This is a genomic window from Bacillus carboniphilus (assembly GCF_020524035.2).
Lineage (GTDB): Bacteria > Bacillota > Bacilli > Bacillales > JAIVKR01 > Bacillus_CC.
The window spans coordinates 3,252,300-3,273,159 of sequence record NZ_CP129013.1 but is presented as its reverse complement, the minus strand read 5'-3'; the positions used below and the strand labels follow the sequence as shown (position 1 = coordinate 3,273,159).

Annotated in this window: 22 protein-coding genes and 2 pseudogenes; 7 read left to right on the top strand and 17 right to left on the bottom strand. The window is 36.0% G+C overall.

Going from position 1 to position 20,860, the window contains the following annotated elements; translation table 11 throughout:
• Positions 1–66: 66 nt before the first annotated feature.
• Both LC087_RS17075 and LC087_RS17070 read right to left on the bottom strand, forming a co-directional pair.
• Positions 67–717, bottom strand: a complete 651-nt coding sequence (locus tag LC087_RS17075; RefSeq protein ID WP_226542406.1) for an SDR family oxidoreductase — start codon at positions 715–717, stop codon at positions 67–69.
• Between the two features lie 125 nt (positions 718–842).
• The gene (locus LC087_RS17070; RefSeq protein WP_226542408.1) at positions 843–1,457 is read right to left on the bottom strand and encodes an HAD-IA family hydrolase; all 615 of its coding nucleotides are present in this window, start codon (positions 1,455–1,457) and stop codon (positions 843–845) included.
• 156 nt (positions 1,458–1,613) lie between these two features.
• On the opposite strand from LC087_RS17070, the gene LC087_RS17065 reads away from it, so the two are divergent.
• The 4 genes from LC087_RS17065 to LC087_RS17050 all read left to right on the top strand — a co-directional run bounded on the left by LC087_RS17065 (position 1,614) and on the right by LC087_RS17050 (position 6,185).
• Entirely contained in the window at positions 1,614–2,033 is a 420-nt protein-coding gene (locus tag LC087_RS17065; RefSeq protein ID WP_226542411.1) for a YkvA family protein, read from the top strand.
• Complete coding sequence (locus tag LC087_RS17060; protein WP_226542413.1) at positions 2,030–2,569, top strand: GNAT family N-acetyltransferase; 540 nt, start codon at positions 2,030–2,032, stop codon at positions 2,567–2,569. The genes LC087_RS17065 and LC087_RS17060 overlap by 4 nt, the downstream gene beginning before the upstream one ends.
• A 358-nt stretch (positions 2,570–2,927) precedes the next feature.
• Positions 2,928–4,199, top strand: a complete 1,272-nt coding sequence (locus LC087_RS17055; RefSeq protein WP_226542415.1) for an ATP-grasp domain-containing protein — start codon at positions 2,928–2,930, stop codon at positions 4,197–4,199.
• 24 nt (positions 4,200–4,223) lie between these two features.
• Complete coding sequence (locus tag LC087_RS17050; RefSeq protein WP_226542417.1) at positions 4,224–6,185, top strand: hypothetical protein; 1,962 nt, start codon at positions 4,224–4,226, stop codon at positions 6,183–6,185.
• Positions 6,186–6,596: 411 nt separating this feature from the next.
• On the opposite strand, the gene LC087_RS17045 is transcribed toward LC087_RS17050, so the two are convergent.
• The 9 genes and pseudogenes from LC087_RS17045 to LC087_RS17005 form a co-directional block, all read right to left on the bottom strand.
• On the bottom strand, positions 6,597–6,782 hold the full coding sequence (locus LC087_RS17045; protein WP_226542419.1) for a hypothetical protein: 186 nt from the start codon (positions 6,780–6,782) through the stop codon (positions 6,597–6,599).
• Between the two features lie 167 nt (positions 6,783–6,949).
• Positions 6,950–7,297 carry a DUF4260 domain-containing protein gene (locus tag LC087_RS17040; protein WP_226542421.1) on the bottom strand — a complete coding sequence of 116 codons (348 nt, stop codon included), beginning with the start codon at positions 7,295–7,297 and terminating at the stop codon, positions 6,950–6,952.
• A gap of 67 nt (positions 7,298–7,364) precedes the next feature.
• The gene (locus LC087_RS17035; protein ID WP_226542423.1) at positions 7,365–7,649 is read right to left on the bottom strand and encodes a hypothetical protein; all 285 of its coding nucleotides are present in this window, start codon (positions 7,647–7,649) and stop codon (positions 7,365–7,367) included.
• 179 nt (positions 7,650–7,828) lie between these two features.
• The gene (locus LC087_RS17030) at positions 7,829–8,359 is read right to left on the bottom strand and encodes a DUF4269 domain-containing protein (protein ID WP_226542425.1); all 531 of its coding nucleotides are present in this window, start codon (positions 8,357–8,359) and stop codon (positions 7,829–7,831) included.
• 292 nt (positions 8,360–8,651) lie between these two features.
• Positions 8,652–9,068, bottom strand: a complete 417-nt coding sequence (locus LC087_RS17025; protein ID WP_226542427.1) for a VOC family protein — start codon at positions 9,066–9,068, stop codon at positions 8,652–8,654.
• A gap of 507 nt (positions 9,069–9,575) precedes the next feature.
• A pseudogene (hcp, locus tag LC087_RS17020) lies at positions 9,576–10,868 on the bottom strand (hydroxylamine reductase).
• Positions 10,869–11,000: 132 nt separating this feature from the next.
• Positions 11,001–11,795, bottom strand: a complete 795-nt coding sequence (locus LC087_RS17015) for a nucleotidyltransferase domain-containing protein (RefSeq protein ID WP_226542478.1) — start codon at positions 11,793–11,795, stop codon at positions 11,001–11,003.
• A 49-nt stretch (positions 11,796–11,844) separates the two neighbouring features.
• The gene (gene moaA / locus LC087_RS17010) at positions 11,845–12,849 is read right to left on the bottom strand and encodes a GTP 3',8-cyclase MoaA (protein WP_226542432.1); all 1,005 of its coding nucleotides are present in this window, start codon (positions 12,847–12,849) and stop codon (positions 11,845–11,847) included.
• A gap of 6 nt (positions 12,850–12,855) precedes the next feature.
• Entirely contained in the window at positions 12,856–13,464 is a 609-nt protein-coding gene (locus LC087_RS17005; protein ID WP_226542434.1) for a molybdenum cofactor guanylyltransferase, read from the bottom strand.
• Between the two features lie 161 nt (positions 13,465–13,625).
• Between LC087_RS17005 and LC087_RS17000 the strand changes: the two genes are divergently transcribed.
• Both LC087_RS17000 and LC087_RS16995 read left to right on the top strand, forming a co-directional pair.
• A complete protein-coding gene (locus LC087_RS17000) occupies positions 13,626–14,342 on the top strand; it encodes a Crp/Fnr family transcriptional regulator (protein ID WP_226542436.1) in 717 nt (238 codons plus the stop codon).
• A 589-nt stretch (positions 14,343–14,931) separates the two neighbouring features.
• A complete protein-coding gene (locus LC087_RS16995) occupies positions 14,932–16,236 on the top strand; it encodes an MFS transporter (protein WP_226542438.1) in 1,305 nt (434 codons plus the stop codon).
• Between the two features lie 29 nt (positions 16,237–16,265).
• Here LC087_RS16995 and mobB read toward each other — a convergent pair whose 3' ends face one another.
• Positions 16,266–16,778: a molybdopterin-guanine dinucleotide biosynthesis protein B gene (gene mobB, locus LC087_RS16990; RefSeq protein ID WP_226542440.1), complete on the bottom strand. Its 513-nt coding sequence runs from the start codon at positions 16,776–16,778 to the stop codon at positions 16,266–16,268.
• A gap of 126 nt (positions 16,779–16,904) precedes the next feature.
• Between mobB and moaC the strand changes: the two genes are divergently transcribed.
• A complete protein-coding gene (gene moaC, locus LC087_RS16985; RefSeq protein ID WP_306019728.1) occupies positions 16,905–17,390 on the top strand; it encodes a cyclic pyranopterin monophosphate synthase MoaC in 486 nt (161 codons plus the stop codon).
• 37 nt (positions 17,391–17,427) lie between these two features.
• Here moaC and modB read toward each other — a convergent pair whose 3' ends face one another.
• From modB to LC087_RS16960, 5 genes and pseudogenes are all read right to left on the bottom strand, one after another.
• Entirely contained in the window at positions 17,428–18,090 is a 663-nt protein-coding gene (gene modB / locus LC087_RS16980; protein ID WP_226542444.1) for a molybdate ABC transporter permease subunit, read from the bottom strand.
• Positions 18,091–18,103: 13 nt separating this feature from the next.
• Complete coding sequence (modA, locus tag LC087_RS16975; RefSeq protein ID WP_226542446.1) at positions 18,104–18,871, bottom strand: molybdate ABC transporter substrate-binding protein; 768 nt, start codon at positions 18,869–18,871, stop codon at positions 18,104–18,106.
• Between the two features lie 18 nt (positions 18,872–18,889).
• A complete protein-coding gene (moaD, locus tag LC087_RS16970; protein WP_226542448.1) occupies positions 18,890–19,123 on the bottom strand; it encodes a molybdopterin converting factor subunit 1 in 234 nt (77 codons plus the stop codon).
• On the bottom strand, positions 19,120–19,632 hold the full coding sequence (locus LC087_RS16965) for a molybdenum cofactor biosynthesis protein MoaE (RefSeq protein WP_264190001.1): 513 nt from the start codon (positions 19,630–19,632) through the stop codon (positions 19,120–19,122). Before LC087_RS16965 ends, moaD begins: the two co-directional genes overlap by 4 nt.
• Positions 19,612–20,853 (bottom strand): annotated as a pseudogene (locus LC087_RS16960) (molybdopterin molybdotransferase MoeA); the annotation flags it as partial. The pseudogene LC087_RS16960 and the gene LC087_RS16965, both read right to left, overlap by 21 nt.
• Between the last annotated feature and the right edge of the window lie 7 nt (positions 20,854–20,860).

The window sequence follows — 20,860 nt, the reverse complement described above, 5'->3', positions numbered from 1 at the left end:
ATAAAGTGAAAAAACATTCTATCATTGGATTTCATGGGCGAAATCCAATGATAGAACTAAATAATATTAGTCTTCCAAATATGTTAAAGCATCTGTAATCGTTTCTTCACCAGAAACGACATCAAAGGAACGCTTGAATGTATTTTTATTATCAATCACTTCAAACAGTACTTTTGCCACATCTTCACGAGGAATAGAAAAATTATCTGGAGTGGCTGTTAACGAAAATTTTCCGATACTAGGTTCATTTAGTAGCCTACCCGGTCGAACAATTGTATAGTTTAAATTACTTTGGAGTAATATTTTTTCTGCATAATGTTTTGCCACATAATAAGGTTTGATTTGCTCGCTCCAGTTCTCACGGTTATGGGCTTGAAGAGAGCTGACCATTACATATCTATGTATTCCAGCTTTTTCAGCAGCCTCAATTGTCTTGGCCGCACCGTCTAGGTCAATTAATAAGGTTTTATCGTACCCAGTCTGCCCTCCTGAGCCTGCAGAAAAGACAATAGCATCGCATCCTTTTGCTGCTTCAGCAATATCCTCTACACTACCTTCTAAATCAGCGATTTTTGCTTCGATGCCTTTTTCCTCAAATTTTTTGGCTTGTTCTTCTTTTCTTACCATTGCAACGACACTGTGATCGTCACTTTGTTTGAGTAAGTTTGTCAGCTGTGTGCCAATTTGGCCGTTTGCTCCTACTACAAAAACTTTCATTATTAAGAGACCTCCTTATCAAAATTGATGAAATGGTAACTAAGACCAATTGTGACAAATTGAATAACCAAAAGCAAATCATCTGCTTTTAAAAAAATGCACCTCATCACCAGCTAGAGTTTATTTCAAATGATAGAGTAAAGTTGTTTGAAGTCGCTAATGTTGTAATCAGCATGGTTACTTATTTCATCACCCTCTGTGAAATAACATGCAGTGATGCCAGCATTGTGAGCCGCTAAAATATCTAAATCTCTATCGCCGATCATAATCGATTCTGAATGAGACATGTTATGTTTGTTAATTAAATGATGAAGGGCATCAGGACTTGGTTTCCTCTCAAATCCATGCTCAAGAGTGATGAAATCAGAAAAGTAATCATATAAACCAAACATCTTCAATAGCTTTATAGCTGATTCTCCTCGGTGTGTATATAAATAGTTTTGTCTATTTGTAGAGTAAATATATTTACATATATCCACTATTCCTTCAAATGGTTTTGATTGTTGCATCTCCGCTTCTTTTCTTCGAATATGGTATTCATCTAAAAAGTTACTGTCTATTCGATATTTGTTTTCATAATAGTTGAAAGCTGAAGACATAGAGACCTTCATTTGTTTAACAATTTCATTTAATGGTTCTTCGATTCCTTTCCTTTCAAGAGTGTCTTTAAAAATATTTGCCATCACTGGGTAAGTATTAAAAAGCGTTCCATCAAAATCCCAAATTATATTCTTGTACATTTTAACTCTCCTCATAAATAAGTAGTATTGAAGTATATTGTAAATCAAAATACATATTTTTTCTTTTTCTAGATTCAACATACAATTAATTGTAGTCTTTAAGCCTTATATGATAATCTAAAATCAAGAACTTTTCCAAATAAACGAGGTGATTAAATGAGTTCACAAACACATGATCAAAAATATGCGAAGCACTTTTCAGATTCATCCTTTTGGGAGAAGATAAAGCGATTTGGGAAAAAAGCTGGAGTTTCTGTCGTCTATGTAGCTCTACTACTTTATTATGCGTTACAAAAACCAACAACACCTTTATGGGCAAAAACTGTGATTATTAGTGCTCTAGGCTACTTTATTTTCCCATTAGATTTATTACCAGACCTTATTCCTGGTGGTTACACAGATGACTTTTCAGGACTTTTCGGCGCGCTTGTCACCGTGGCTATTTTTATTGACGAAGACTGTAAAGATAAAGCTAAGGAAAAAATCATCACCTGGTTTGGCGAAAAGGCACTAGAAGAAACAAACGCCATTAATGAAAAGCTAGACAACACCAAAAGTGAAGAAATAGAAAAATGATATTTCAAAATGAAAAACTTGTTGTTCGTCCACTAAGGATTAAAGATCAACATTTGCTCTTCAAATGGCTTTCTAATCCAAAAGTACTCAAATTTTATGAAGGAAGGGACAATCCTTTCGATATTGAGATGGTCGAAAAGAAGTTTTATAACAGAAATGATGAAACGACAAGAGCAATCTTTGAGTTCGCAGGAACTGCAATAGGCTATATTCAATTTTATCCATTAACTCAAGAAGATACTAAGGTTTATGGCTATTCTTTAACCCAAACCATTTTTGGCATCGATCAATTCATCGGTGAAACACTATATTGGAATAAAGGTATTGGCCAATTACTGGTCAAATCTATTGTAAACTTCTTATTTTTACATAAAGAAGCCGAACTCGTAGTTTTAGACCCTCAAACCCAAAACGAAAGAGCTATTAAATGCTATGAAAGGTGCGGCTTTGAAAAAGTAAAGCTACTGCCAAAGCGTGAATTGCATGAAGGAGAATACCGTGATTGTTGGCTGATGGAGTGCAAACCAAAAGAATAAACGTGTCCCCTCCTGAGGAAAAGGGAACACAAAACGCTATGATTTTGACCAATCATTTAAACCTTTAGAAAAGTTAATTTCCAAAAAAACTGTTCATTTAGTCGTTTTCCTGAAGGGTACTCTCCTATATCTTTATATTTTCCCCCTAACTGCTTCTGCATAACCTCATCACTCCTATACAACGAGAATAGATTCATGAGTGTTAAATAGATATGTAGCTTTAACACTAGTTTTGAGAAACATCGTCGAATCGGAAAGGAATCACTTACAGTTTTGACTTATTTCTGGTAGGGTTATATATAAGGGAATTTTTCTCAAGTATTACTTCCTTATATCTAATGAAAAGGAGAGGGATTGAATGGAACTAGATCAATTAGAAATTTCTCCATCCAGTGAAGACTTACCAAAGGAGAAACAAACGAAACCTTACTTAACCGCATTGATAGGTTGGAGCATACCAGCAATAGAAGCGGCTGCTCGTTTAAAGCATCCATTTGTAGTAGTAGGACCAAAAGATTTTCAACCTATTGCTGAAAAACATGATATTCAATTTGTTGGATGGGATTTCAGCCGTATCAATGAAGGATCTGATCATCTATTCAAGCAACTAAAAGCAATGGGAGTAGAAGTCGCTGTCCCTCTTTATGAAGAATGTGTAGAGTGGGCTGGTGCTTTAAATGCTCGCTTTCGTAAAGACCCGAGAGTGTTTAATCGCTCGCTTTTGTTACGTGACAAAGGAATGATGAAACGAAAAGCACAAATATCAGGAATTAAAGTTGGAGTTTTTGAAGAAGCCCGTGATAAAAAAGATGTTCAACGCTTTCTCAAAAGAGTCAATGAAGCATTGCTTAAAGTAGATGGCGACTTATTAGATCCTATTCACGTTAAGCCACTAGATCAAGCAGGTTCAGTTGGTCACCATGCCATTAGTCAAATTGAAGATGTAGAAAAACTTGAAGATTCTGACTTCCCCCTCCTCATGGAAAGCCACCTTGATGGTCAGGAATTCTCTTGCGAAGCCTTTATTCACAATGGAAAAGTTCGTTTCCTTAATATTACTGAATATATTCGTCTTGGCTACTCTAATTTCGTCCCAGCATCCCCATCTCTTGAAAAGAAACGCCCTTTAATTGAAAAAGCCATTCAAGATTTAGTCAATGCTTTTGAAATTGAATATGGTGTCATCCATCCAGAATATTTTATTACTCAAGATGGCACACTTCACTTTGGAGAAGTGGCTGCTCGAGTCCCCGGCGGACATATTTTTGAACTAATTGAACGCGCCTACGGGTTTAATGCATATGAAGCGCAAATATTGTGCAGTGATCCAAAAACGACAGAAGAAGAATTAAATGACTTTTTCCCTGATATATCTACGAAACCAGAAGGATATGCAGGCTGTTTAATGGTCCATCCAAACACCGAATATGTGGAGGAGCTATCCATCCCTGAAGAGTTAGAGGAGCATCCTTATTTCGAAAAACATGACATGTTCACCCCTCCTCAAGGAAAAGTCGCTGAACGCATTGGTTTTGGAAACCACTATGGAACAATCTTTTTCTATGGAGAAGATAGCGAAGAAATGACTCGATTATTAAAGCTGTATGAAGAATACAATTTTTATCGCTAATTCATGAAATAAAGGAGATTTTTTATGTCGTTACCTACTGATGTTATCGTTGATCGATTTGAGCGAGCACTCAATAAATTAGAAAGTGCTCCATCCATCACAAAGGCTAAATACCAAACCGATGTCTATCAAGAAGCTCAACGACTAATCGATATGAAAGATGGGTTTGAACAGTTATTTCAATACTCTCACCTCTTTGAACAAAGCGGTGTATTTCAGGACGGTCCATGGGAGCAAGCGGAAAAGTTACAAGCTTCCCTTGTTTCTGGTTCTTTAAAAGCAAAAGGAATCCCCATGATCATAGAAGTATTAAGTGAACTTCGTATGCTTGCAATCGCTAAAAAATCATATCAACATGAAAAAGTATCCTCACAAGAAGCAGAAAATTTTTTAACTGAAGTTTTAGTCCATAATCTTCATTTATTATTTCCGAATGCAACAGAGAGTTCTAGAATTGAAAAACACGAAAATGATGAAATAGCCAGTCACTTGTTTCAGTTTATAGCAACCTACCTATCTACCGAGAAGTTAACGAAAACGTTAATCCAAGAAATTGATCGCCTCACCTCACAGCGCCCAATCATGACTGAACGAATTGTATCTATTATTAAAATGGCCAAAGAAATGTTAAGCTCTGAAATGAATGAAGATTATGAAAAGCAGTTAAAACAATTTATTCATGCTATTGAAGGACCGTCCACCCTTTCTTCAGAAAACAAACATGCTAATAATTACCGAATGACATTAAGAGGCCTATCCAGAAGCGAATTAATCTCCGAAAGTGAGACATTTGCAAAATCGATGAGAGAAACGGGGCTTGTTTGCCCTCAACATGCTTCTCTTCTTCGATATATAAGCAAAAAAGAGCCTGACATTATTCCACATGCCCTACAATTAAACTCAAAAGGAATAGCCAATCTTGAAGAACATTTGGAACTCGTTATTCAACTTATTAAGGTCGCTATTTTTCCAGCTACAAGGCAAGCAATCTATGGTTTAGCTTGCATGCTTGAACGAGGGGTACTTTCCTCTTCACCAGTAGCTCCAGGATTAAGACGACTGATTGAGTTAGATATCCGTCCAGATGTTCGAAAGGCTCTATATGAGAGTACCACGAGCGGAGAAGGAGTCACCGCTAACAGTATTCTCGTAGCAGGAACCATTAGCGTCCTTGGGCAACCACTTGGAGTCGGGCAAGGGTTTAATCCTACTTGCCAAGCAGCGAGGGGAATCAGTCTTTGGGCGCAACACGCTCCTGGTTTCTTACTGGAGATCATCCCAAGAGCGGCACGGGATGGGGATCTTGATTTCACCTTTGAAGGAGTACCTATTCATTCAAAAAATTTACAAAGGGGATTGGCACCAGAATTACACAATGAGCTTGATCCAGTTTCCTTAGTACTTGTCCCACACCTCGATAAGCTATATAGTGAAATGATGTCTAGAGTCGCATTACGAGGTGAAGATGGTCATCGATGGGTCAACCCATCCTTCTATGGGAATTGGGTGCAAAAAGGCTTCAGCACGGTCATTGATCCAGTCACTAATTATATAACGGATTATTCAGGCTTTGTAAGGCTTTTTTATGCTACTCACCACCCAGAATATAACGATGATTACGAACTAATTTATCCAAATCCAGTTGGAGTCTTCATTACAAATATTCACGGAAAACTTTTAGGGTTTCATGCAGTATCAATTATCCGTATTGCCAAAGATCCAAAAGAAGAGTATCGAATTTACTTCTATAATCCAAATAACGATAGCTCGCAAAATTGGGGGCAAGGAATAGAACCGTCAGTGAAAGAACATGGAGAACAAGAAGGTGAATGTTCTCTTTTATTTCACGAATTCACATCTAGACTTTACGCCTTTCACTATAATCCGTACGAACAAGGCGAAGCGTATGCAGTTGAAAACAAGATCGTAAATGACATTACCCAATTAGCAAAAGAAAGTTGGGGAAAGGATTATATTTGGATTTGAGTAAACTTCTATAGCCCTAAAACAAAGTCAACAATTTCGTTGTTGGCTTTGTTTATCTTTTCAAGGGGAGAATTCTATATCTAAGGAGAATGATGAAAAGGAAAACAATAGAAAAAAGTTATCTGAGCGAAGTTTATTATATTGGTTTACAGGGGGGATATCGTCTCTCCTTTTCTTTGAAAAAGAAAATAAACATTTGCCCCTCAAAAAGTTTTATTCGAAGTTGCTCTTGATCATTATTGCTAGTATTGCTTTAGCAATCATATTTTATCTAACGGTCTATTTTTTTGTTGTTTTTTAATAGAAAATTCAATACCTTTCTCAATAAACTGTACCCACCATATTGATAAGGAGTTAGTAGGACTAAGTTCAAAAAAAGCACCCAACAGGATGCTTAATATTTCAATCTACTTAGTTTGAGCACTCCTTCTTATCCTTTACATAGTCAGGAATTAAAAACATTCCGATAGTGCACATAATACCACTTGCTCGTCGAAACCAATCGTAATATTCACCAGATTTAAACCACCATATATTTATTGCCATAGTTACGATACCCACTAAAACCATAATTGTCCCTACTGCCCTTCTAGACATTGATACCTTTAGCTCCTTCCTTAAATAGATAAACTAGAAATAAAAAGTAACAAGTTTCAAAGTATAATCGAGCCAACTAAAACTCACCTTCACAACTACCGACCTCTAAACACCCAAATCTTGAAATAATAAAAATATGGATCATACTTTTCTCATAGACTTTCTACTTATAGCCTCTGCAAATGTGTATCTTGAAAGCTAGACTGATATTTTAGTCCAAGCCCAAGGAGACGATCGATAGAAATATGAGCTGTCCATACTAACCCCATCATTAGAAAAATATCAGATAAAAAATAGAACCCTATTAAAATAGCTGAAAGCGAAAGTATATATGTATGAAACAAATTATATATCCTTGCACCCACTCGATTGTTGATAAGAAAGCCTACCATCGAAACATCAGGAACAAGTAAAAACAATAAGAATAGCACCCAACTAAACTCATTAATAGAGTATATATAGACAGTAGTCAATAGAACAAAAAGTCCTTCACCATGTAACAAAATTCTCTGCATTTTCATTGCCTCTCTAATTTGTCATAATTGAACAATATTATACATTATCACATTACCAATGTAAATATTAACCACAACTATTGTTGGTTAGACAGTATATGATCATACCTAGATCAAGGGCAAATAGTAAAATTAGAGAACTATAAAAAATTTGTTTCCCCCATTTGCTGTAGTAATAAATATTCACTAAAAAGAAATAAATTACTAGACTTATTGGGAAGAACATAATGAATTCTGCTTTTTCTTCACCATATAGTTCATGAAGCAACACCCCAATTAGCAAGCCTAAAAAAGTAACCACACCGATCACATTAAACAAAATTTGCATTTGGTTATTTTTTGATTTTCTCATTTTATCCCCTTTCTTTTTTAACTAAATGTGCGTGTTCAAAAAGTAGGGGAAAAAGGGCCGAGGAGAACGAGGCGACGAAGCTATGAGCACCACAGTGTACGTTCTCTGTACATGAGGAGTGGAATAGCGAGACAACAAAGTTATTCGACAGCAATTTTTCATGACTTTTTGAACAACCTCTAAATAAACCCTTGTTCCTTTCCATACTCAATTAACCCTTCGTATGGATCTCCTTCTATACGAAGCAAATAACAAAAAGCAGGTTCAGTTTTATACCCTTGTTTTTTCAATTGGATGATTTCGCTTTTCATATGAGGATACTTCTTTAAGATTTCGTGTTCTATAATCATATGAAGATAGGCATATTGTCGTTTTACTGGCTCTGCTTGTGCGAATAACTCAAATTCAAAATGATTATAGGTGAAATTGACTTTTACAATAGGGAATTTTCGAATCGTCTTATGTTTTACTGTAAAGCCGTCCAGATGTCCATATAACCTTCTCACCTTCTCTTCATAGCGAGCTTCATCATGAACTTCTACAATAATATCTAAGTCAGATCCTTCCACATCTATTCCAATAGGGATTGTCCCACATAAGACAGGCGAATCCTCATTTAAATGATCATAGATGTTTAACGAAGAAATCACTTGATACGCTTTTTTTTGCCTTTCATTCCCTGCAAGTAAATAATCTAGATCTTGGAACACAATTGAGTCTCCTTTTTAGTATACCTTTTTAAAAAAAACGTGTTGAAAATTTATATCAAAGTAAATAAGGGGTTGTCCGGAAAGTCCATGTTCATAGTAACTGAGGACAAATTGAAAACCCAAAATGTTGATTTAACAGCATTTTTGGGTTTTATTTTTATCACTGTTTTGTATAGAAAGTTACTTTTGAGACATCCCCTTAAATTAAATAAACTTAACCAACAATTGGAATTATTAACTAATAGAGATACAGCACATAGTTTCTCCATAAAAATTTGGTTTTTCGAATGTATTATTTTTTGTTATATGAGTGGTTGAGATCCCATGTGACACCAAAAGCGTCTTTTACTTTTGCATAGCATGCGTCCCAAAATGTGTCCTGTAGCTCCATGATAATGGTTCCCTTTTCAGATAAAAGTTTATAGGTTTTTTCAATCTCTTGTTTCTCATCAAATTCTAAGACTAAAGAAATATTACTTCCAATTTCTACTTCTTTTCCAGGGAATGAGTCCGAAACCATGAATAATAACTGATCTTTTTTAAATTTCGCATGTAGAATTCTATTTTTTGCTTCTGGAGGGGTTGGAAAATCAGCTTCTCCAAAAGTTTGAATTTCTAAAACTTCTCCTCCAAAAATCTTCTTGTAAAACTGTAATGCCTGTTCTGCATTTCCATTGAAACATAAATATGGTGTTATTTGTTGTTTCATCTTATACCTACTCCTTAAAAGTTTTTAGTAGTACCTATTTATATTGTAAAGGGGGAACTCATTGACAAAAGAACGAGAATGCTCCGAACAGTAACATGTGTGGGTAACACTCTACAGGGCTTCGGAGATCAGAAAAGTTATTAAGTTGCTTGTTCATTACTTATTTTATCTATCATCGCATAATTAATTATAAACATAATTATTCCAAGTGTTAAGAACAATCGTTCGACAATTATCAGATTGTTAAACGCTTCTTACAGAATTCATGTCATCCTAAAGACCCTCCTTATTGCTTCTCTGCTCAGTCTTTTCACCCTAAAGTTTTCACAGTGACTACCATCAGGGGCCTACTCTAAGCATGACTAAAAAAACACAAAAAGGAAATGGAGAAAAACAGTCGTTTTCTCTATTCCCCTTTATTATAACGGCATCTTTACAGACAGCCCCACAAGTGAGTCTGTACCTCTAACAGAAAGACGTTAGAGGTTTGACATTGTAGGTTAAAAATCATGAAAGCATTGCGTTCATATCTTCTTCTACATCTCCAACAAGCTTTAAATTAAATGTTTCTTGCAATACTTGCATAACTCCAGACGAAATAAATTCTGGAGGTTTCGGTCCAATTCGAATATCTTGAATCCCTAGACTGAATAACCCAAGGAGAATTGCAATCGCTTTCTGTTCAAACCAAGATAGCACAATACTAACAGGAAGTTCGTTAATTTCACATTCAAATGCATCTGCAAGTGCTAAAGCAATTTTTACAGTCGATACAGAGTTATTACATTGACCTAAGTCAATATAACGTGGAATCTCTGTTCCTGGTACAACTCCATAATTCACATCATTAAATCTAAATTTCCCACAAGAAGTTGTTAATATAACTGTTTCTGGTGGTAATGACGTTGCCAACGAACGATAATAGTCTCCACCCTTTCCAGGAGCGTCACAGCCCGCAATAACAAAGAAACGTTTAATTTTTCCGTCCTTTACAGCTTGAATAATTTCTGGAGCTAATCCAATGACAGTTTGATGATGAAAACCCGTTATTAACGTTTCATCAGACTCAATATTTACTGCTGGGAGTTCCAAGGCTCGATTAATTAAAGGAGTAAAGTCATCATTTTCTATTTTTTTGGACATTTTCTAATCCAGCTACTTCATAAGAAAACATTCGGTCTGCGTAGGTTCCTTTTATCGGCATGACGCAGTTTGTAGTAGCTAATATCGCACCTGAAAACTTTTCAAATAATCGCCTTTGATCATACCATGCTTTCCCTATGTTTCCCTTCAAATGAGAATATTTTTTTAATTGTGGATATCCGTGTGCCGGCAGCATCTCTGAGTGTGTATAAATATTAATGCCCTTTCCTTCCGTTTGCTTCAACAACATTTCAAGCGCAAACAAATTGTGACCGGTCACAATAATTGATTTTCCTTCAATTTTGTTTTGCGAAATTTCTATTGGCTGAGGAATACCTAATCGATCTAAATGAGTTTATCTAATAACTCCATCACACGAATAGCCGCTGTCCCAACTTTCATTGCCATGTCAATATGTTCTTGCTGGTTAAAATTTGAGTTTGTCAATGTCATATATAACGCTTCATGAGTCGTAGCATCAACAAATGAATCTGTATACCCTAATTGAGCAGCGTGTGTTCGATATGCAGCTATTCCTTTTAGTCCGAAAATGATGGTGTCTTGTAAACTAGCGATTGTCTCATCTTTTCCACAAACCCCTATTATTTTACAGCCTCCATCTGGTGTTTGCTCACATTGATAACAAAACATCCCCATTCCTCCCTTTCTCCCTTAAAATGCGTATCACTACATTAAGCATAATAGGAAACAGGAGAAAAATGTGTGAAGTTCATCACATCTTATGTAAATTTCCAATAAACAGACAATCAGAACTTTTAAAATGAATGATTAACTCCATACCTCTTTTAATGTGTCCCTAAACAACTGATCAAGTTGATCCGTTGGGTCTTTTCGTTCAATTTCTATCGTTTTCACATACTGCTCCAAATAATCAATTTCTTTTTCCAAATATTCATTTATAACGTCGATCCTCTTCTCTAGGAATAACTCTTCTCCCGCTTTTTTGCGTGCTAAAAGCTCATGAATCGATTGTTTTAGAGGTCCTTCTTCAATCATTGCTTCAAACACCTTCTCAAACTCAATTGGAGGAACCGTTTGATGATTTTCAATCCACTTCCCAGCAAGAACGGGTCTTAAAACATAAAAATATTTTTTTATCTTCACTTCTTCTTTTTGAAGGTATTCCCTAAAGTTTCTTTTAGCCATATGTAAATAGTGGTGCATACATGAGATCGGTGAAAACACTTCATTCTCAATTGCTCGCAATTGATCAATAGTCGAATACGCTTGATAATAAATCATGCTTGAGCGAAGCCACTCTAATAAGGGTGGATTCGATTTTCTAAACAGCCTTAACGCTTTCGTTAACTCCCACCCGCTTACATCTAAAAGTGGGTCCACCTTTATAGACAATGAATCTCTCCCTGGTATTTCGATGACATCTCTTTTTTGATCAATCGACAAATACCAATTGACCTTATGTACATAAATAAACCTGACATCATAGTCACTATCTTTTGATGGAAATCCCCACGCCCTGCTTCCGGATTCACATGCATAAAGCACTTTGATATCATGATCCTTTTCAATTTGTTTAATAACCTCTACTATATGTTTTTTCATCATTCTCATCCTTTCTCCATTATTATAAATGAAGATTCAAGTAGTCATACTAACCACCGATATAAGACATTTCGATTTTCTTCCTTTTTTCACTTTTCTCCGTTCGCAGTTCTGAATAACGATCCTCTCGTTTATTCCAAACATCCATAAGAACCTGTTTTAGTTCAGAGTCATCTACACTTGAACGAAGGAGAGACTTTAAATCAAATCCTTCTGATGCAAACAAACAAGTGTAAATTTTCCCATCTGTTGAAAGCCTTGCTCTTGTGCAAGAAGAACAGAAGGTTTCAGATACTGAAGAGATAAACCCTACTTCAGAACTTGAACCTACATAACGATAACGTTTAGCTACCTCACCAAAATAAGTTGGATTCACCGGTTCTATAGGATATTTTTCACTGATAATCGAATGCAGCTCTTTTTTAGTCAGGACGTCTTTTAAATCCCAACCATTTGTTGACCCCACATCCATAAATTCAATGAAACGTAACGCGATTTCCTTTTCTTTAAAAAATTGAACCATGGGTAACACTTGCGATTCATTGACCCCTTTTTTCACGACCATGTTCACCTTTACTTCGAGTCCCGTTTCCTTTGCTCTAAGGATCCCTTTTAAAACGGGTTCTGGACCTATATTCATATCATTGATCTGTTTAAAAATTTCTGGATCAAGAGAATCAAGACTTACATTTACCCGACAAATTCCCGCTTGTTTTAGTTGCTCTGCATATTTTTCGAGATAGACGCCGTTTGTGGTTAAGGTGATATAACGTATTCCTTCTATTCGATTTAGCTGTGAAATTAACTCTGATACACCTTTTCGTAATAAAGGTTCTCCACCCGTCAAACGAATTTTTTCTACTCCGAGAGTAGATGCAACTTTAGCGACCCGAATGATCTCTTCAAACGATAAAATCTCTTCTCTCTTTAAAAATGGGTAGTCTTGTCCAAAAATTTCTTTCGGCATACAATAGCTGCAACGAAAATTACATCGATCGGTTACAGAAATTCGCAAGTCCTTTAAAGGCCTATACAAACGATCAACTACGGGCATATACTCTCACTCCTTTTGATTAGCAATGTGATAGTAATAATCTTTTTTTGTATTAATATTTGTAAATTCTAAACTACATCCAAGTTCATTTTCATCCACATAGTAGACATTTATATTCTTAAGAAAGATCCCCATCTTCAAGTTTCTATTTATTAGTTGCTCTTTTAATGTTGTCTTTACCGTTGAACGATATAGTGCAATTAATGGTTGTTTTTTATTTTTCACAACAGGAACAACTGCATCATACTGATTGGAAACATAAGAAGATAACCTCTCAATTAATCTTCTAGTTACAAATGGAATATCTATCGGTAAAACAAAATACCAGTCGGAATCGATTTCTTGTAATGCACTATATAAACCACCTAAGGGCCCGTGGTCTTTCCATCTCTCCATATCTTTAATCACATATAAAGAAGTATTCTTTTTATAAAATGAATAATATTGATTGTTTGTAACAATAAAACTTTTAGATAACTGTGTAGTCAATGCATGGATAGAATAGTGATAAAAAGGAAATCCATTATATAAGGCTTGCGCTTTATTTTGTCCAAATCGGACAGAATGACCACCGGCTAATATGATTCCAACTATCTCATTATCTTGATTATCCACAAATATTCCACAACTTTCTTTTTAGTAATATTGTAAAAAAAATCATAACATGATAGTTTGAGACTATGAGTGAATTAAATCACAGGTGAGAATGAACTTCAATTCCAAACAAACCATATTAATCTAAGAACTAAGGTATCAATCTTAAGGGAGTGATTAAAATGACGATTCTTTCAAATCGAAAACGTGATTCGGAGTTAATTTCTGATGAATTAGCTGAATTGCTAACATCGATTGGTACCACAAGAAAAATAAAAGCTCACTCCTATTTGTTCCGCGAGGGGGATGAGGCATCAGAACTGTACTTAATTACTTCTGGTCGGTATCAAATCAGTAAATTAACCTCAGATGGAAAAGAGCTTTATCTTCGTATATGTAAAGAAAAAGACATTATTGGTGAATTAATTTTATATGCCTATCAACCAAAATATATGCTTAGCGCCTTATCTCTTACTGACTCAGAAGTGATGGCTGTTAAAGTAGATGTTCTTGAACAAAAACTGTTAAAAAACCCTGAACTTACATTCGAATTCATGAGATGGTTTAGTATACACGTAAGAAGATTACAGACAAAAATTGCTGATTTAGTTATTAACGGAAAAAAAGGGGCTCTATACTCCACTTTGATTCGTCTATCTAACAGCTATGGAATAAAAACAAAAGAGGGAGTACTCATTGACTTACACCTAACCAACAATGAGTTAGCAAAGTTTTGCTCAGCTACAAGAGAAAGTATCAATCGTATGTTAAGTGACTTAAGAAAGAAAAAGGTAATAAGTATACAAGAGGATGGTAAAATCCTCATTCATGATTTAGAATTTTTCCGTTCATTTATTGGCTGTGACCAGTGCCCTATTGAGGTTTGTAATATTGATTAACCTTTATAATAAAGAGTTTTGTATTTTTTCCTTTAATTATAATTACATCGGTTAACAAGTAAATTCCCAAAATAACTAGCTTCATTGTTTTGTCCATTTTTATATTTAATTGGGTCTTCGTCATTTAGGATCCTTCAAAGGCGGACAAGGGAATGAGTTCAATTGCTTGCTCAGTATTCTCCACCTGTTACAAGTTGAAAGACAAGTTCTTTAAGAAAGAATACACCCCTTTCATAAATGAGTTAAATTCAGATGTTTAGAGCTAAGCACTTTCTTTACACTGTAAGTAGCGAAGAAGCATTTAATTGTTATTATTTTCTTTAATATGTTAATAAATCCCTACTGTATTTCTCCTTTCTCATGCCAATACCATACCTGTGATGTTCTTCACAACCCCCCTATTTTTCCCTCTGATAGGATATGTCTATAAGTGAATGCTCAATAGTAATTAAGCGTTTTCAAGGTTGAACATCAACGGTTTATCTCTATTAATCTATCTTGTTTTTGTTGAAAACGTCCTAACAAGACTTACTTATTGGGCAAGCATGAGATATAAAATTCTTCATTATGGGAGATAGGAGGATTTATTATGGCTAGAATTAATGAATGGAATCCTGAAGATACACATTTTTGGGAAACAGAGGGGAAGAAACACGCTAGAAGAAACCTTTGGATTTCAGTTTTTGCACTTATGTTAGCATTTATTGTATGGCAAATTTGGTCTGTTACAGCCGTACGCCTAAACGATGTAGGGTTCAATTTGACACAAAATCAACTATTCACACTTGCGGCATTACCTGGTTTAGTTGGGGCAACGCTCCGCATATTTTTTACATTCATGCCTGGAGTAATAGGAGGTCGGAACTGGACCGTCATTAGTACGGGCGTTCTATTAATTCCAGCAATAGGAATTGGATTTGCCGTTCAAAATCCAGATACTTCTTTTGCAACGTTGGCGATCCTCGCTGCATTATGTGGATTAGGTGGAGGTAATTTCTCTTCTTCTATGGCTAATATTAGCCCTTTCTTTCCTACTAAAGAGAAAGGAACAGCCAATGGTATTAATGCAGGTTTAGGAAACCTAGGGGTCAGTGTTGTCCAGCTTGTTACACCTGCTATCATTTTCGTTCCTTGGTTAGGAATGATCTTTGGTGGTTCTCAAACATTACCAGATGGTAGTGAAATTTTCATTCAAAATGCAGCGTTTGTGTGGGTACTCCCAATTATTATCATGACCATTCTTGCATTCTTTGGTATGGATAACCTACCAAATACAAGACAATCATTTAAAGAGCAAGCGGATATGTTTAAAGAGAAACATACTTGGATCATGGCCTGGTTATACACCATGTGTTTTGGTTCTTTTATCGGTTATTCGGCAGCCTTTCCACTTTTAATTAAAAGTGAATTTCCCGAAACAGGTGCTGCAGGTTTAGCATTTTTAGGTCCATTACTTGGAGCCGCATTTAGACCTGTTGGTGGTTGGATTTCTGATAAACTCGGAAGCGGTGCACTCGTGACTTTCTGGGATACAATCCTTATGTTAGCCGCTACTGGTAGTGTTATCTACTTTTTAAATATTGACAGCTATATCGGCTTTTTAATCTCATTCCTTATTCTCTTTTTTGCAACAGGTATAGCCAATGGATCTACATTCCGAATGGTACCATTTATTTTCACAGGAGAAAAAGCACGCCTAGCTGCTCCGATATTAGGATTCATTGCAGCTATTGCTGCTTATGGGGCTTTCTTAATCCCTAAAATTTTTGGATGGTCCGTTGAATCGACTGGTTCAGCAGACTTTGCACTTTACCTCTTCTTAGGTTATTATTTCATAAGCTTAATCATTTGTTGGTGGTACTATTCTCGTAAAAATGCTGAAATTAAATGTTAGTACGTGTTGAAAAATTCGAAGTCCTCTTTCTATTTTACAGAAGGGGGACTTTTTAAAAACGTTGCATACCATAGAGAAATATTTTTCAGATCGCTGCTTTGAAAAGAAGGCCATTGAGCATTTGTAATGGTATCGCAGCCATTGTTACAAACAACTGCAACAACATTTTTTACATCTTGAAGTATTTGAAGATCATTATCTTCACGTAATAGAACAACCTTCGGATAGGATTCTTGTTTAAATCCTTCAATAATTAATAGATTGATTCCCATCTTCTCGTAACATTCAGCAAGCCTAGCTATAGAAAATTCCTCGTTCATAATGGATAAATCTAACCTACCCCCTCCATAAACACCTGCAATTTCAGCGCCTGATTTCATATGCTTTGCACTATCCGTTTCTTCTATTATATCTGGAGTACCATGGGCATGATGTTTGATCGAACCTACCTTAAATCCCTCCGCTGTGCCCTCTCGTATAAAATAAGAAGAGAGTCTTGTTTTGCCGCTATTTTTATAACCTACAACTTGAAGTATAATCAACAATAACGCCTCCTTCATTTCATTTATTTTTCAACTCAATCTGTTAACGTATTAAAAATATCACAGGTGAATATTGATAATCCTCCTATAATCAAGGGAGACTACTAAACACGAGAAGGTGATAATATGACAAATTTTACCCATTTCAACCAACAAGGTCGAGCAAAAATGGTCGATATATCAAATAAACAAGAAACGGTTCGTTTGGCCAAAGCTCACTCTAGTATTTTTGTGAATAAAGAAATTTATGAACAAATCATCAATCTAGAACTACATAAAGGAGATGTATTAGCCGTTGCTCAAGTTGCTGGGGTTATGGCTGCAAAACAAACGTCTTCAATTATTCCGATGTGTCATCTAATTGCTATTAATGGTGTAAATATCGAGTTTAACTGGGAAGAAAAGAATGAGTCACAGTTCCAACTTCATATAACAGTTGAAGTGAAAACGAAAGGAAATACAGGTGTGGAAATGGAAGCATTAACAGTTGCGTCAGTTACTGCACTTACGGTTTATGATATGTGTAAAGCAGTTGATAAAGGGATGATTATTGGTGAAACGAGTCTTTTAGAAAAATCAGGAGGGGTCAACGGAGACTTTAAAAGGCAATAATCTACATCGAGAAAGGGAATTCGCTTCTCTTTCTCCTCTAATATCTATCTTCTAATCTCTTGATCATCACAAGAAATAATAACGACAAACTTATACTAATACTCGCATATTGCCATGCTCTTAAGGTTTCACCAGACTCGATTGCAACATAGATCGCAGTTGAAAGGGTTTCTGTTTTCCCACGAATATTTCCAGCAAACATTAAAGTCGCTCCAAACTCCCCTAACGCTCTCGTAAAACTTAAAATGACCCCCATCATCAAGGTTTTTGAGGCTAATGGCAAAGTCACATATAAAAAAACCTTTCCATTCGTAGCACCATCTATTTTTGCTGCTTCTTCAATCTCACCTTCCACATTTTTAAACCCAGTCTTAGCCGCTTGATACATCAAAGGAAAGGCCACAATAGTAGCTGCAATCACAGCCGCATACTTTGAAAATAATATAGTTTCATTAAAAAGGAACATTGTGATTTTCCCAAAAGGGCTATGGATTCCGAAGACATTTAATAATATAAACCCAAGAACAGAAGGAGGAAGAACTAAAGGGAGCATAATAAATGACTCTATTATATTCTCTCCCTTTAATTTCTTCGAAATGATCGTATAAGAAACCCATATGGCTAGGAAAAAAGTGATGACTGTAGCTAAAATGGCCACGATAAGTGAAAATTGAACCGGATACCAGAAGTCATTTATCATAGATGTCTTCTCCTCACTCTTTCTCTTTTATTATAAATCCGTTTTCCGCAAATAATGTTTGGGCTTGTTTTTCTAAAAGAAACTGCATAAAGGTATTCGCCTCATCATTTTTCTTATTGTCTACTACTATTGCTGTATAATAGTTTATAGGAGGATATAAGCTACTTGGAAGCTCCTCTATTACTTGCAGATGATCTGATTCCTTCACCTCACTGGCATAGACAATGGCCACTTCACTTGCTCCTTGCTCAACGAGTGTCTTTACATGCTTGACATCTTTACCATAAACCAGTCGTTCCTGAAAATCTTCCAATAACTTTAAGTTAATGAGCGCTCTTTCACCATACACACCAACTGGTACAAAACTGGGGTTCCCAATCGCAATCTTTCCATCACTTTTAGCAAATTCATTTAAAGATCGAATAGATGATTCCTCTCCTGCCACAACGACTAATGAATTATGAAGTAACAGCTCTCCTTCTTCAAGCAACCCTTGTTCCACTAAAAGCTGATAATCCGTTTCTGAAGCTGATAAGAAAACATCAATTGGTGCACCTTGTTCGATTTGTTTACGTAAGGAACCAGTAGAAGCATAATGACAGAGAATATCGATTTCAGGATGTTCTTTTTCAAACTCTATCTCAATCTCCTCTAAACTATCTACTAAACTAGTAGCTGCTGCAACAGTGATCACTGTTTTTCCATCATTCGAACGACAACCGACTAGTATAAATGCAAAAGATATACCCATTACAAACAATTTCAGCCACTTATACTTCATCTGCTCACCCCCAGGGTGTTACCCGCCACTAACAGGTGGAATAAAAGCAATCACATCGCCACTATTCACCTTCGTATCATCAAAAGCATACTCCTCATTTTTAGCCACCATTACTCCATTTAAATGAGGTAGGTTATACTTATTAATCAAATACTCTTTTATTTCTTTCACATTGCTAAAACTTTCTTTAATTGTTATGTGAGAAGATCCAATTTGTTCTTGTAAATGAGCAAACAACAATACCTTTATCATCTTTTTTCCTCACCTTCCACTACTAATGGCGTTATCTCTAGTTGATCACCAATCCACAGCTCTCCATTCTCCCAATGTTCCTTCTTCCAGATTGGTACGATTTCTTTTATTCTTTCTATTATAAATTGATTTGCTTCATAGGCTACTTTTCGATGAGGTGAAGAGACAGCTATAACAACGGCAATATCCGATATTTCTAAACGACCAATACGATGAGTGATTGCCACTTTCACACCTGGCCACCTAGATTCAACTTCATCTCCGATTTGCTTTAATTTTTTTTCAGCCATAGAAATGTAAGCTTGGTATTCTAAATATAAAGTTCGTTTCCCTTTTGTCCATTCTCTAACCGTACCGATAAACGTAGTAATAGCTCCCGCCTCATTACAAACAACCTTTTTAATCACTTCACCTGTATCAATAGGTCCATCAATTATTTCGTACCTTTTCACTCTATCTAACTTTCTTTCTTGAACAAAATGAGATTGCCCTTCTTGGTCCTCTAGCAAATGAACCTTAACACTCATGCCTTCTCTATACCCTCTTGTGCCTCCTGGTAGCTGAATCAACACCGTAGCTTCAGCTAGTGAAGATACAACACTAGATTTATCGAGCCCACATGGATAAACGACGATTCCTCCACGGTCAAAATCTAGCTTTCCTCTTACAAACCGAGTGAATGGATTCGCTTTTTTGAAATCACAACCTAAAATAGCGTCGACTTCCTTTAAATACACTTGTTCTGAGCCTAAAAAATGACGAACAATCGGCCTGACAAACAACTCAAATCCTACATAGCACGCTGAAGGATTCCCAGATAATCCAAATAGAAGCTTCCCATTCTTTTCAGCAACTGTTGTTACACTTCCTGGACGCATTCCTACCTTATTAAATAATACATTCGCATTTAGTTTTTCAAAAATATTAGGTAAATAGTCATAGTCTCCGACGGACACACCACCTGTCGTAATCAGCATATCTACTTGATCTAGTGCACTTAAAACTTTTTGATAACAAACATCAAAATTGTCTTCAAACTTCCCAAAATAATGGCCATAACCTCCAGCTCTCTCTATTTGAGACATGATCATAAAGGCATTACTATTTCTTATTTTCCCAGGCTGTAAGTCTTCCTCAACGTCTAAAAGCTCGCTACCCGTGGCAATGACACCAACCTTTGGTTTTTTGTACACTTGAACATTTGCATAACCAAACGTGGCAAGTACAGCGATTGTTCCTGGGTTCATTTGTGTTCCCTTCCTTAGAAGCACCGTCCCTGCTTTTGTCTCTTCTCCTTTAAAAGAAATATTATCACCAGAATGAAAAGGACGTTTCACATTAATCCTTTTTCCTTCTTGTTCGGTCGTTACTAGTTCGAGCATGACAACTGCATCACTACCAGTAGGGATTTGTGCTCCAGTCATTATTCGAACGGCTTGTCCACTTTTTAACGTTCCTTCAAAAACCTCTCCAGCTCCGATATGACCTACTACTTCAAGTTGGACAGGACGTTGCTTAGAAGTATTGAAAGTATCCTTCGCATAGATGGCATATCCATCATAAGGGGAACGATCAAAGGAAGGAATATCATGATCTGCTACTATATCTTCACCTAAAAATCGATGATGAGCTTCATTTAATGAAATTGTCTCAACACAACCTACTTTTTTAAATGCCATGACCCTTTGAGTTGCTTCTACTACTGATATTGGTTGGCGTCTTTCTACCATTTTTCAA

What these genes read in the sequence shown, in the direction of transcription:
- moaD (WP_226542448.1), bottom strand. Translation starts at nt 19,123, where the DNA reads ATGATAAAGGTATTGTTGTTTGCTCATTTACAAGAACAAATTGGATCT.
- LC087_RS17015 (WP_226542478.1), bottom strand. Translation starts at nt 11,795, where the DNA reads ATGAAAAAACATATAGTAGAGGTTATTAAACAAATTGAAAAGGATCAT.
- modA (WP_226542446.1), bottom strand. Translation starts at nt 18,871, where the DNA reads ATGAAGTATAAGTGGCTGAAATTGTTTGTAATGGGTATATCTTTTGCA.
- moaC (WP_306019728.1), top strand. Translation starts at nt 16,905, where the DNA reads ATGACAAATTTTACCCATTTCAACCAACAAGGTCGAGCAAAAATGGTC.
- LC087_RS17035 (WP_226542423.1), bottom strand. Translation starts at nt 7,649, where the DNA reads ATGAGAAAATCAAAAAATAACCAAATGCAAATTTTGTTTAATGTGATC.
- LC087_RS17070 (WP_226542408.1), bottom strand. Translation starts at nt 1,457, where the DNA reads ATGTACAAGAATATAATTTGGGATTTTGATGGAACGCTTTTTAATACT.
- LC087_RS17040 (WP_226542421.1), bottom strand. Translation starts at nt 7,297, where the DNA reads ATGCAGAGAATTTTGTTACATGGTGAAGGACTTTTTGTTCTATTGACT.
- LC087_RS17055 (WP_226542415.1), top strand. Translation starts at nt 2,928, where the DNA reads ATGGAACTAGATCAATTAGAAATTTCTCCATCCAGTGAAGACTTACCA.
- LC087_RS17000 (WP_226542436.1), top strand. Translation starts at nt 13,626, where the DNA reads ATGACGATTCTTTCAAATCGAAAACGTGATTCGGAGTTAATTTCTGAT.
- LC087_RS17065 (WP_226542411.1), top strand. Translation starts at nt 1,614, where the DNA reads ATGAGTTCACAAACACATGATCAAAAATATGCGAAGCACTTTTCAGAT.
- LC087_RS17045 (WP_226542419.1), bottom strand. Translation starts at nt 6,782, where the DNA reads ATGTCTAGAAGGGCAGTAGGGACAATTATGGTTTTAGTGGGTATCGTA.
- LC087_RS17075 (WP_226542406.1), bottom strand. Translation starts at nt 717, where the DNA reads ATGAAAGTTTTTGTAGTAGGAGCAAACGGCCAAATTGGCACACAGCTG.
- LC087_RS16995 (WP_226542438.1), top strand. Translation starts at nt 14,932, where the DNA reads ATGGCTAGAATTAATGAATGGAATCCTGAAGATACACATTTTTGGGAA.
- LC087_RS17050 (WP_226542417.1), top strand. Translation starts at nt 4,224, where the DNA reads ATGTCGTTACCTACTGATGTTATCGTTGATCGATTTGAGCGAGCACTC.
- LC087_RS17025 (WP_226542427.1), bottom strand. Translation starts at nt 9,068, where the DNA reads ATGAAACAACAAATAACACCATATTTATGTTTCAATGGAAATGCAGAA.
- modB (WP_226542444.1), bottom strand. Translation starts at nt 18,090, where the DNA reads ATGATAAATGACTTCTGGTATCCGGTTCAATTTTCACTTATCGTGGCC.
- moaA (WP_226542432.1), bottom strand. Translation starts at nt 12,849, where the DNA reads ATGCCCGTAGTTGATCGTTTGTATAGGCCTTTAAAGGACTTGCGAATT.
- LC087_RS17060 (WP_226542413.1), top strand. Translation starts at nt 2,030, where the DNA reads ATGATATTTCAAAATGAAAAACTTGTTGTTCGTCCACTAAGGATTAAA.